Source organism: Cytobacillus oceanisediminis 2691 (assembly GCF_007678455.1).
Lineage (GTDB): Bacteria > Bacillota > Bacilli > Bacillales > Cytobacillaceae > Mesobacillus > Mesobacillus oceanisediminis_A.
The window spans coordinates 160,955-173,174 of record NZ_VEEP01000008.1 but is presented as its reverse complement, the minus strand read 5'-3'; the positions used below and the strand labels follow the sequence as shown (position 1 = coordinate 173,174).

The following is a 12,220-nucleotide window of genomic DNA, read 5'->3' as shown; positions in this document are numbered from 1 at the left end:
TGGGTTTTTTAAAAGAGCCATTTTGTTGGTTTCGTCATAACTAGTATTAGTAAAAACATTCAGAAAGTAATTGTTGGATTATCCGCTCTTTAACAGGGAAATATGCTACTATGGGAATTTTTAAAAAGGACGGTGTAGTAGTATGTACGATTGCCTTATAGTTGGAGGGGGGATTGCCGGACTGCAGGCGGCGATTCAACTCGGACGTTACAATCATAAAACAATGGTGCTTGATGCAGGAGATGGAAGGTCCGCATTATGCCAAAGTTATCATAATATTCTTGGCTACCCAGATGGAGTAAGCGGTCCACAGTTAAGGGAAATCGGCCGAAAACAGGCTGCTCAGTATGGCGTGGAGTTCGTGATCGGAAAAGCTGAGGCTGCAAAAAAAACAGGGGCTGGTTTTGAAGTCAAAGCGGAGAGTGGAGATACTTACGAAGCGAAGACATTGCTCCTTGCCACAGGAGTCATGGACCGGATTCCCCCTTTCCCAGAGCTGATGCCTACTTTGGGAATCAGTGTGTATATCTGTCCGGATTGTGATGGACATGAAGTGAAAGACAAGTCGACAATCGTAATGGGGTCGGGGAATCCTGGTGCGAACATGGCACTGACCCTGAATTATTTCACTGATAAACTCACGTATGTGAATCATGAAAACAAAGAAGTGGCCGAGGATATAATGTCCGCCATGAAGAAAAAGGGAATTAAGTATGTTGAAGGGCCAATTGAAAAGGTGCTGGCGGATGGTCCGGATTTCAGGGGGATTATGCTTGCAAATGGTGAGAAGCTGACGTCGGAACGCGGCTTCATGGCCTTTGGAGGAAATGAAGTAAAATCGCAGCTCGCGCAACAGCTTGGCGTCGACCTTCATAAAAACAAGCATGTATTAGTGGACCCAAGGACCAAGATGACCAATGTCGAAAACGTTTGGGCAGCAGGTGACCTTGTAGCCCATTCCGAGCAAACAACAATCGCGATGGGAGACGGCATGCAGGCCAGCATCTGGATCCATAAGACACTTTTAGCGGAAAAGGAATAATTAGCTGTTATAAGGTTATTTCATCCTTGTGAAAGTAATCTGTCCCGGTTGGGCGAAGAAATTACAGGTTGGAAGGGAGGATATCTCCAGTTGAGGGGAAGATATCTCCAGTCGTGAGCAGGATATCTCCAGTTGTGGGAGAATATCTCCAGTTGTGGGAAGGATATCTCCAGTTGTGACGGGATATCTCCAGTTGTGACGGGATATCTCCAGTTGGACGCAAGATATCCCATTCTAGAGCAAGACACTCCCTGTTTGGAGGAAGATTCGGGTTGGAACCAATTTATTCCCGGGTGAGACCACTATATTCCCGGCCGGGGAAAGTTCCCTGCTGGACAAAACAAAAAGAAAGCCGCCACTCAAACATGTGAATGGCGGCTTCGTTTTATTCCAGATCGACTTTTTCCAGTGGCAGTTCGGCAGGCCCATCAATGACATCTCCTTTATAGGAGAAGCGTGAGCCGTGGCATGGGCAATCCCAGGTGCGATCGCCGTTGTTCCATTTTAGCTCGCAGCCCATATGGGTACAGGTAGTATCTACGACGTGCAGCTGGCCGTTTTCGTCACGATAGGCTCCTGCCCGTTTGCCGTTGACTGTTATGGCGGCGCCTTCGTCGTGGCCAAGGCTTTCGGGATCGGTTGATGGACGCTCCAGTTTCCCTTTAACCAGTTCCTTTGCGACAGTGGCATTGTCAGCAACGAATGTCGCTACATCCGGTTTTGCATGGAATCTTTGCGGTTCGAACACATCCACATACGGATTGTCTCTCCTTAGGACAAGATCGGACATGAGCAGCGCCGCATTGATACCGTTGCTCATTCCCCATTTCCGGTATCCTGTGGCCACAAAGATGTTATCCGTGCTTGATGAGTATTTTCCGACGAAAGGTATTTTATCAAGTGTGGTCGGGTCCTGTGCGCTCCAGCGGAAAGGGATTTCCTTTACGCCGAACGTCTGGGCAGCGAACGCCTCAAGGGCTTCATAATACTGATGCGTATTATCATCCTGTCCTGTGATATGGCTGTCTCCGCCGAACAGCACCAGTTTTTCGCCATTCCAGTCTGTATAGCGCAGGGATCGTGACGGTGTCTCGGCATTGATGTACATGCCGCCCGGGAATTCTTTTTCAGTTTTAACGGCAAGCACATAGGAACGATGGACCTGCATCCTTGAAAAATAGAACCCTTTTAGATCGTAAAATGGGAAGTGGGTGCTGATGATCATCTGATTGCAGTGCACCTTATGTCCGTCCCTTGTCGTAACGACAGGCTCAGAGCCCTCCACCATATCGACTGCGGTTGTATTTTCATAAATTTGGCCGCCCATTTCTGTAAAACGCTCCGCCAGATGTTTCAAAAATTTCAGCGGGTGGAACTGGGCCTGGTTCCTCATGACCACGGCTGCCATCGCCTCAACAGGAATAGGTAATTCTGATACATACTCACTTCCTGCGACACCCAGCTTTTCATAAGCCTTGAATTCCTTAAGCAGCTTTTCCATTTCCTTATCGGAATTGGTAAATAAATAGGCATCCTCTTCTGTGAAATCGCAATCGATCTGCTGTTCTTTCACCAGATTTTTAACAAATTGCATTGCGTCAAAATTGGCCTGATAATAAAGGCGGGCGTGATCCTCACCAAAGTGGCTGATGAGCTCGTCATAAATTAACCCGTGCTGTGCGGTCACTTTTGCGGTTGTATGCCCGGTTGTGCCGTTTAAGATACTGCCAGCTTCAATTACGGCCACTTTCGCACCAGCTTTCGCCAGCAGGTAGGCAGAGGTCAAGCCTGTGATTCCGCCTCCAATAATCGCGACGTCTGTATTCAGGTCCTCCTGCAGTTTCGGGAAAGAAGGCAGTTCAGCTGTTTTGCGCCAGTAAGGTTCAGGGAAACGAGGCAGCTTTGAAGTATAATCGTTCATCAACAATCCTCCTTAAAAGTCTTCATAGTCTTTAATTTTTCCTGTTTTAGTGAGAATCATGCTATTTTTCCTTTTACCCCCTAGAAATATGGATAGACAAGTTTTTACCAAATTGAGCGAATTGGCCAGGATTACGGGTGCAGCATGATAAAATAAAGAATAAAAAATAACGGAGGCCAATATGGAAATCGCAGTTTTTGGGACAGGCTATGTTGGCCTTGTCACCGGTGTTTGTTTTACCGAAATGGGCTACAATGTCACTTGTTTTGATATAGATGAACGTAAAATCACTGCCCTTTCTGAAGGGAAGTGCCCGATTTATGAGCCCGGTCTTGAGGAGATGCTGAGAAGGAATCTTGCGGAGAGAAGGCTTTATTTTACAAATGATTCAAGAACCGCCTGCAGGAAGGCTGATTATATTTTCATCGCTGTCGGAACGCCTGAAAATGAAGACGGGTCGGCGAACCTGGAATATCTGGATGCCGCGATCGCCGCGATTGGCAAAAGCTTGGACAGGGATGGGGTCATTGTCATTAAAAGTACGGTGCCTGTTGGGACCAATGAATGGGTCAGGCAAAAGTTGAAGGCGATCATACCAAGTGAATTGCGGGTGTCCGTCGTTTCAAATCCTGAGTTCCTCCGCGAGGGCTCGGGTATCCTTGATACCTTCCACGCGGACCGGATTGTCATCGGAGCAGATGATCATGGGGCTGGCCGCGCGGTGGCAAAGCTGTATGAACCATTTGCCAGGCCGGTTATACAGACCGATGTCCGCAGTGCGGAGCTCATCAAGTATGCCTCCAATGCGTTCCTGGCGACGAAAATCAGTTTTATCAATGAAATCGCGAATTTATGTGAACATACGGGTGCCAATATTGAGGATGTGGCAAAGGGCATGGGCATGGACCACAGGATCGGCAGCCATTTTTTAAACGCGGGGATTGGCTATGGCGGATCCTGTTTCCCGAAGGATACGAAGGCGCTGGAAAAACTGACGGAGTACTATGATTATGATTTTAAAATCCTGCGGTCGGTCATCGAGGTGAACAGCAGGCAGAAACAGCAGCTTTTTTATAAAGCGAAGGAGCTGTTTGGGACCTTTCAGGGAAAAAGGGTGGCCGTGCTGGGCCTTGCGTTCAAGCCGCATACCGATGACATCCGAGAGGCACCCGCCATTGAGCTGGTTGCCAGGCTGCTGGACGAACAGGCAGATATCTCTGTCTATGACCCGGCTGCATTGAGCAATGCCGCCCACCTATTCGGCAGCGGGGTTTATTATGCTGAAAATGCTGACACTGCCATCAAAGGAGCGGATGCGGTTTTCATCATGACCGAATGGCCGCAAATTACGGAGTATGAATTAACGCGGTTTCCATTATTGATGCGGCAGCCAATCATTTTTGACGGCCGGAATTGCTATGGCCTCGACCAGGCAGAAGCAGCTGGACTGACGTATTTTTCTATCGGCAGGAAGGCCGTGAATGTTCACGACAGCCTAAAGAGTCTCAAGCGTTAAAGCTCATTGTGCCCGACTGGAAGTATAAGGTAAAATGAACCTAAATACCTCAGTTTGGGAGGGACCAGGATGGCTAAGGTTAAAACGAATGCGATGCGGATTCTCGATACGCAGAAGGTGCCGTATGAGATTCTTTCTTATGACTCAAATGATGGGAAAATTGACGGTGTGACTGTTGCTGGCAAAATCGGCCGCGATGCAGCACAGGTCTACAAGACGCTTGTGGCTGTAGGGGCAAGTAAGAATTTATACGTCTTTGTCATTCCGGTTGAAGCCGAGCTGGACTTAAAAAAGGCGGCAAAGGAAGCTGGCGAGAAGAAAGTGGAAATGCTTCCGGTCAAGGACATCCAGAAATTCACCGGTTATATCCGCGGCGGCTGCTCACCGATTGGCATGAAAAAGAACTATCCAACGTTTTTAAATGAGAGCGCGAAGCAAATTGAAACCATCATCGTCAGTGCTGGGAAAATAGGATTCCAGATTGAGTTGGAACCGTATCAGCTGATTCAGGCAACGGAAGGCAAATATGCCAATTTGGTAACGGCCCAAAAAGACTAATCGTGACCAGACCATGTGACTGTTCGGACAGGTTCCATGGGGAATTCAGAAAAGTTGTCAGAATCAGGCCGGAGTTCGGACAGGTTTGGGGGAAGAAGATGAAAAGCTGTCCGAAGTAGTCTCGAGTTCGGACAGGTTTGCGAGGAAAATCTGAAAAGCTGTCCGAAGTAGCCCCGAGTTTGGACAGGTTTGCGAGGAAAATCTGAAAAGCTGTCCGAAGTAGTCCAGAGTTCGGACAGGTTTAAGAGGAAAACCAGAAAAGCTGTCCGAAGTAGTCCAGAGTTCGGACAGGTTTAAGAGGAAAACCAGAAAAGCTGTCCGAAGTAGTCCAGAGTTCGGACAGGTTTGCGAGAAAAAGCCAAAAAGCTGTCCGAAGTAGCTCCGAGTTCGGACAGGTTTGAGAGGAAAACCCAAAAAGTTGTCCGAAGTAGCCCTGAGTTCGGACAGGTTTAAGAGAAAAAACCGAAAAGCTGTCCGAAGTCAGTCATATCTCCCGCGCAAACCTATAAAAAATGAGAAACAGCCTCTGTCCGCAGGGGCTGTTTCCCATTTTACTCATTTATTGTTTTTCTGCTGCATTGATCTTGATTTCCAGGCTGGCGATTTGTGATTGATAGAGTTCTTCGTAGTTTTTTGATGTGTCATAGGCGATTTCGATTTCTGGTGCTTCGGGTTTTTCTTTTATCACATCGGCTTTGAGTGTGTCGAAAATCTGCTGTGTCAGCAGCTTTTCGGTGAAGTAGTTGTTCAGTCGGTTTTTATATGCGTCGGTTGGAAATTCAGAGATAAGCTGTGAAGCTGCTTTATTTTGCGCGGCTTTGGCAGTGAACTCTTCCACTGTTTTCGCGACAGCTGCATTTTCAACATCCAGTCCTTTTTCCCTCGCAAGCAGGTACATTGCGTGCTGTTCGATCATTTTTGATAGATTCACATTGAAGTTATCGTGATACTTAAGCTGCTCATCCCAATAAGCCAGTTTTTCCTTTAAGTTTTCGCCTTCGAGATTCTTTTCATCAACAGAGCGGTTCAGCTCGATGTCGACCTTGTTCATCAGCTGGTAGAATTGCAGGTCCTCATAGGAAAGGACTTTGCCGCTGATGGTGACGACTTTGTCTTTAGCAGTGAAGCCTTCTTTTGTTGCGGGAGTGCTTGCACTAGCCTGGCCTTCAGCACCAGCACGACTCTCAGCGGCAGGCTGTTTTTCATTCTGCTGGCAGGCGGCGAGTCCAAAGCTGATCATGAGCAGGCTGAGCAAAGCAAAAAGTATGCGTTTCATCTTCGATCATTCCTTTTCCGCTTCGAATGTAATCACATGTTCAAAACCTGAACCATCGGCTTCGCCTTCAATATTGGCGATCCATTCTCCAGCCATCGGAAGTTCGACGCTGGATTCATAGATACCATTTCCCTTATCCTCGAAATTCAGTTCGATTGTGCCATGATCCATTTTCGCCATTTCAAGATAAGCAGTGAATTCGAGACCGGAAGCGGGCTCCCCATTCTGTGAAATCTCAATTACGACTGGAAAACTTTCACCGGTTTTATACTTAGGGGCTTCCTTTAAACTGACTTCAAAATCCGAGTCCGAGCCACATCCAGCAAGGATTATCATCAACAGCATGAAGCCTGCGATCAATTTTTTCATTTCGAATCCGCTCCTTTTAAATGTTCATTCAGGAATTCATCAACGGTGTATTTCGTCATTTCGCCATTTTCCAAAAAGGCGACATGTGTACAGATTTGCTTGATTTCATCCATATGGTGGGAGGCCATGAAAATTGTTTTCCCGTACAAGGATTTCAAAATTTGCAGGATTTCCTCACGCCCAAGAGGATCGAGTCCGCTCGTCGGTTCATCGAGGATCAGCACCTCTGTATCGTAATAGAGCATGACGCACAGCCCGAGGCGCTGGAGCATCCCCTTGGAGTAGCCCTTTATCTGGTTATGGCGGTCCTCCCACAAGGACACAAGCTTCAGCTTCTCTTCGATTTTCTTTTCATTGACCTCACCGGTTCCAAGCGATGCGAAAAACCTCATATTTTCTTCACCAGTCAGGTGAGGATACAGGTGGAACTTTTCCGGGAGATAGGAAACGATTTTCTTCCAATCTCCTTTTGAATTTGGAAATCCTCCAAGCGTTATCAAGCCTTTTTTTACCGGCTGTAAACCGAGAATCGATCGGATCAAAGTGGATTTCCCGGCACCGTTCCGCCCAACTAGGGCACAATATTCATTTTTCTCGACTGTCAGGTTGATATCTTTCAAGACTTGTTTATTTTTATAGGATTGTGAGAGATTCTTGATTTCAATCATGATTTTTCCCCCTTGCTGCGGAACAGGATGGCAAGGCCGAAGAAAGCGATCATCCAGAAGGCCAGGTCGATCAACAGAAACTTCGATGGCGCCATCCAGATCATTTTTTCCATCAGGCGTGACATATTGTTCAGCGAGAACAGGCCGAGTGATGTTTCCAGGTAAAAGCGCAATGTGTGCAGCGGGTCCAGGAAGTAGAGCCACGAGAACAGTTTGACATTTTCATAGGAAACGGACGGGACATACTGGATGAAAGCCAGGTCAATAAGGAACACGAACAGGAACCAGGTGAAAATCGTCGCTCCGATCAGCTGCATCTTCGTGTTTGTGATATTGCCCAAAAAGAGGCCTAGCTGGTTGAAAATCAGCAATAACACGACGACCGTCACGATAAAATAGAGGAAGCTGGAAATCTCAAATTGCAGGAACATTTTCATCACGATGGCAAGCACGAAGTACCAGCCAACAAACACGCCAACGACGACGGTCTGGATCGCGATGCTTTTTTTCAGCATCAGGCTCAGGTTCGATTCCTTTTTTGTCAGCAGGATCATCGATGTCTTCAGCTCTTTTTCCTGGAAAATCGAAAAGGACGAAATGAACAGCGCGAAAATCGGCACCAGGTATATGTTCATGTCATAAAGCGAGAGAAGAAAAGCGTCAAATCCGAGTTCTGCTGGATAGGAGCGTGCTTCCATCAACAGGAAGATGGAAGAGAGCATGACCATGGCCAGACCGAGCCAAAGGCCTTTCCCGCGTGACTGTTCAAGCCATTCCTTCCAAATGTAGTTCATGATGAACGCCTCCTTCTCTTCTTGGTAAATATCCACCCGAAAATAGCGAATGCCGGAATCACCAGCAGGCCCCACGGTCCAGATTCCTGCTTCACTTCAATCAGCGGGAATTCATCCACGACCATGACTTTCTGGGTGCTTAAAACTTCATTGATTTTTTCATAGATTGTGATTGCCGGACTTTTTAAAAACAAGTAGGCCAGCTCATTTTCTTCTACCAGTTTGTAAAGTGATGATTTATATTCAACAGGGGAGTCACCGACCTGGTTCTGGTCCAGGTCGAGGACAGATAGCTCTGTGCCCCAGTAGTTGCCCGCCCCGTTTTGATTCCATTGGTTATATGATTCCGCGCCAATCGTCAGGACATTGGCGACATTTTGCTTGAAATGATTTTTCGTGAATACCTGGGATGTCGAAGTCGTCCATAATTCCACGCCGATGTCATTGTGGAAAAACTTGTTTCCCTCAATCTTGTTCTGCGTGGATTGCTCCAGGTAAATGCCGCGCTGGTTCAGGTAAAATTCATTGTCCAGGACGGTATTGCTTGTGCTCGTCTGGATGATGAGCCCGAATGAACGGGATCCCTGGTTGAAAGAAAACTGGTTCTCCTTCAATAAGATGTTCTGCGAATGCATGATGGCCGCGCCGCCGGTATTCTTATTGAAGCGGTTTTTATAAAAAACATTGTCATTAGAGTACATATAGTGCAGTCCGTACCTTGTTTCACTTACAAAATTATTGCGGATTTCATTTTTATCGGCGTATTCGACATAAATGCCGTCGCGTGTATTGGAAATCGTAGAGTCTTCAATAATATTGTTGGATGTGCGTACAAGCTGGATGCCGTTTCCCTGGCTGCCAAGCTTGCCTGTTCCCTGGCCAGTGACTTTGATATTTTTGACGAGAGTGTACTTTGAACTATTAATATAGAGTCCATGGTAAACATCGTGGATAACTAGATTAATAAACTGGTTATGCTCTCCCATCGTGCGGATCCCCGAATATTCCTCGTCGGAGCTCCTGTTTAGGCTGCCGTGTTCAATCTTTAAGTTTTTCAACGTAACATTCGAAGCTTTGATCAGGACGACATTTCCTTTCCCGTCGCCCCGGATCGTCGTGCCTTTTTTTCCAATGATTGTGATTGGTTTCTTAATCTCAACATTGCCATCGTATTGCTTGTTCTCTAAAATCAATTCGCCGTTAATTGGAGTTTCATCAATCAGCTGCTGCAGGGAGGCATCTGCCGAGACAGGCAGGGTGGATAAAATCCAGACGCCTATCCCAACAAAAAGGATCAGTAGCCTGTTCATCTTCGGCGCTCCAGCCAGAACGGCAGAAGTGTAAGGATGAAGGCTGCCCCGAGCAGGAAGGAACCTGTTGTGAAATAGCTGTGGGTCACAAAATTAGCAAGGATGTTTTCTCCAATGATCGGCGGTACGAATGGATCAAGTTCAATCGGTGCTTTCGGATCAAGCTCAGTTCCGAACTTCGTCAGCCAGCGGTGCATGTCATAGATGCCAAGAGCACCACCAACAGCCAGCAGTCCAATCGGAAAATAAAGCAGGCTTTTCCTTCTGACTAAAGCAATGATGATGAAAAGAATTGCCATCCCGATGATCAGGCTGGGCAGGTATTGAAGCTCAGGAAAGCTTTCATTGCTGAAGGGAGACATGCCGATATAATGGTTCAGGCCGTTGACGATATCGATGTCGCCGTCAAGCTTGCTTGGATAAACGACAATATCAAGACCTTCAGGATATTGCGGTGCGAAAAATTTCATCCCCCACCAGGGGAACTTGATAGAGGCAAATAGGAATGCTGCAGCCCCGATAAGACTAGCCATAGAACCGGCAGATATTTTCTTTGCCATCTGAATCATCTCCTAAAAGAAATGCGCATTGCCTCGATCAGGCTGGTCATTTCTCGATTTACAATCTTTATTAAAGGCTGTTTTCGTAATGATTGTTGTTAAAATCCTAAAGCCGATTTTAACGTATGATCAGGCATATTGCTGGTCGGTATCTAGTTTGAAAGCTCTTTTCTCATCCAAATCGTCCATTTAGCGAAGTTACCTAGGTCATCACTGCAATTTTGCAGTAATAGCAGCAAAGTTTTAGAAAAGAGCCTTTTTAAAAAGGGAGAAAGGGTATCGGCGAATACTCAATACCCTTTTCCGCCTTCAATTCCAGCTGTTACTTCGGTTCAACAAGCAGGTAGCCGCTCATTTCCTGGTGAAGCGCTGAACAGAAGTTTGTGCAATAAATTGGGAATGTACCGGCTTTGTCAGCTGTAAATTCGATGGTGCTCGTCTGGCCTGGCTGTACTTCATAGTTCAGGTCATGGTCCATGATGCCGAAGCCGTGGGTGATATCCTGGTCAAGGTCGATGTTCGTCAGGTGGATGACGACTTTGTCTCCCTGGTTGACCTTGATTTCATCCGGGCGCTTCGCTTTTGCATCGAAGACGAACTTGGAACGCATCGCGATTCCGTAAACATGGACTTCGTTGCCCTTGCGTTCGATCCGTGTATCTTCCTGTTTCCAAACTGAGTTTTCGCGGTTTACATCCTTTTCATAAATCTTCAGCGTCTTGATCTTGTCACGGTGGATCGTCTGCGCATAATGCGGTTCAGGATCGACCGGAGCTGTATAAGTCAGTGACATCTTGTCGCCGGAGATATCGATCAATTCCATTGATTCAGGGTGTGAAGGTCCGACAGACAGGAAATTGTCCTTCGCAATTTTATTCAAGGATACGATCCATTTGCCATCCGGTGAGGCTGTGTCACCCTCCGTTGCTGTTGAGTGTCCTGGTGAATAGTGGACAGGTGTACGGTCTAAAATTTCACCGGTATCGATTTTCCATTTAACGATCTCGGATGAAATGAACATCGTATTGTATGCATTGCCTCTGTCGTCAAATTGAGTGTGAAGCGGCCCCAATGCTCCCGGAGGATCGACTTCACGTTCAACTACCTTGTCGTATGGCAGGACAGGAATTCCGAACTTCTCTGTTTCAAAATTGCCAGACTTGATGGCTTCGAAAGCTTTTTCAAAAGAGAACACTGTCATTAAAGGAGCCAGTTTTCCGGACGCGATGAAGCGTGTACCGTCTGGAGTGACGTCAACGCCGTGCGGTGATTTTGCGACAGGTACAGCGTAAATGGATCCTTTGTGCTTGCGCGGGTCAATCATCTTCGCGCCGTTGACTTCCTCAAACTCTCCTGCTGCTACTTTTTTCTCAAGCTCTTTCCAGTTCAATAAAACAATATAGTCACGGTCATTCTGGGATGCGTTGATTTCGTTATTGGTTGTCGCGAATTCAGTATTGTAAGTCGTCATGACAATCCAGTCGCCAGACATCTTTTTGCCGGCGTCAGACAGGTCATAGGACCATGGCGGAAGCATGATCTGGTAAGCAAGGTCAAGGTTCTTCTTTTTCTGGTCAAAAGTGACCATAGATACAACGCCTTTATATTTCTCCTCGAATTCATCAAGTGGAGCATATTCTTTTCCAATCGGTACCGAGAAGCGGGTAGGCATCACAATGTATTCCGTATTCTGGGTGACGAACGTACCGGCGTGCGGTCCGCCCATATTCGGCATTTCCATGATATCGGCGGTATGGAATACACTTAAGTCGACAGCGGCGATCCGGTTATTGGCTACATCATTCGCAAACAAGAATTTGCCGTCATATTCAGCGTTTGTCTCAGAAATTGCCGGGTGGTGGAAATCCCCCCAAGTATATTTGCCCAGCATTTCTTTCGAGTCTTTGTCAAAACCATAACCTGTGGCCGGGTCTGGCGAGAATACAGGCACGGTGCGAATTTTCCTCATGGAAGGCAGTCCGTATACAAATAGCTGGCCAGAATGTCCTCCTGATGAAAGCATGTAATACTCATCCAGCTCGCCATACGGTACATACACTTTTTCAGCATTTGACTTCTTTGAGTTGTTATCACTGCTTGCCGTTCCTTTAGGTCCTGGTGAAAAATCAGCGAAAAATACTGTTGCCGCCATAAAACCGGCGAGCAGCCCTGAAGCTGCGGGAACCCATTTTTTCATTAACACTGC

At 46.8% G+C, this 12,220-nt stretch carries 11 protein-coding genes; 3 read left to right on the top strand and 8 right to left on the bottom strand.

All coding sequences use genetic code 11. The features are described 5' to 3' along the window. Positions 1–142: 142 nt before the first annotated feature. Positions 143–1,042 carry an NAD(P)/FAD-dependent oxidoreductase gene (locus FS736_RS16690; protein ID WP_144479315.1) on the top strand — a complete coding sequence of 300 codons (900 nt, stop codon included), beginning with the start codon at positions 143–145 and terminating at the stop codon, positions 1,040–1,042. 385 nt (positions 1,043–1,427) lie between these two features. Here FS736_RS16690 and FS736_RS16685 read toward each other — a convergent pair whose 3' ends face one another. After that, complete coding sequence (locus tag FS736_RS16685) at positions 1,428–2,963, bottom strand: FAD-dependent oxidoreductase (RefSeq protein ID WP_144479313.1); 1,536 nt, start codon at positions 2,961–2,963, stop codon at positions 1,428–1,430. A 181-nt stretch (positions 2,964–3,144) separates the two neighbouring features. Between FS736_RS16685 and FS736_RS16680 the strand changes: the two genes are divergently transcribed. Together FS736_RS16680 and ybaK are read left to right on the top strand one after the other, a co-directional pair. Beyond that, positions 3,145–4,479: a UDP-glucose dehydrogenase family protein gene (locus tag FS736_RS16680; protein WP_144479311.1), complete on the top strand. Its 1,335-nt coding sequence runs from the start codon at positions 3,145–3,147 to the stop codon at positions 4,477–4,479. A gap of 69 nt (positions 4,480–4,548) precedes the next feature. Further along, complete coding sequence (ybaK, locus tag FS736_RS16675) at positions 4,549–5,037, top strand: Cys-tRNA(Pro) deacylase (protein WP_144479309.1); 489 nt, start codon at positions 4,549–4,551, stop codon at positions 5,035–5,037. A gap of 559 nt (positions 5,038–5,596) precedes the next feature. On the opposite strand, the gene FS736_RS16670 is transcribed toward ybaK, so the two are convergent. The 7 genes from FS736_RS16670 to nosZ all read right to left on the bottom strand — a co-directional run bounded on the left by FS736_RS16670 (position 5,597) and on the right by nosZ (position 12,211). Then, complete coding sequence (locus FS736_RS16670) at positions 5,597–6,313, bottom strand: hypothetical protein (RefSeq protein ID WP_144479307.1); 717 nt, start codon at positions 6,311–6,313, stop codon at positions 5,597–5,599. Between the two features lie 6 nt (positions 6,314–6,319). After that, complete coding sequence (locus tag FS736_RS16665) at positions 6,320–6,682, bottom strand: FixH family protein (protein ID WP_144479305.1); 363 nt, start codon at positions 6,680–6,682, stop codon at positions 6,320–6,322. Continuing rightward, positions 6,679–7,350: an ABC transporter ATP-binding protein gene (locus FS736_RS16660; protein ID WP_144479303.1), complete on the bottom strand. Its 672-nt coding sequence runs from the start codon at positions 7,348–7,350 to the stop codon at positions 6,679–6,681. Before FS736_RS16660 ends, FS736_RS16665 begins: the two co-directional genes overlap by 4 nt. Then, on the bottom strand, positions 7,347–8,144 hold the full coding sequence (locus tag FS736_RS16655) for an ABC transporter permease subunit (protein ID WP_144479301.1): 798 nt from the start codon (positions 8,142–8,144) through the stop codon (positions 7,347–7,349). The genes FS736_RS16660 and FS736_RS16655 overlap by 4 nt, the downstream gene beginning before the upstream one ends. Further along, on the bottom strand, positions 8,141–9,454 hold the full coding sequence (gene nosD / locus FS736_RS16650) for a nitrous oxide reductase family maturation protein NosD (RefSeq protein WP_144479299.1): 1,314 nt from the start codon (positions 9,452–9,454) through the stop codon (positions 8,141–8,143). Before nosD ends, FS736_RS16655 begins: the two co-directional genes overlap by 4 nt. Next, a complete protein-coding gene (locus FS736_RS16645; RefSeq protein WP_144479297.1) occupies positions 9,451–10,014 on the bottom strand; it encodes a hypothetical protein in 564 nt (187 codons plus the stop codon). The genes nosD and FS736_RS16645 overlap by 4 nt, the downstream gene beginning before the upstream one ends. A gap of 322 nt (positions 10,015–10,336) precedes the next feature. Then, positions 10,337–12,211, bottom strand: a complete 1,875-nt coding sequence (gene nosZ / locus FS736_RS16640) for a Sec-dependent nitrous-oxide reductase (protein WP_144479295.1) — start codon at positions 12,209–12,211, stop codon at positions 10,337–10,339. Between the last annotated feature and the right edge of the window lie 9 nt (positions 12,212–12,220).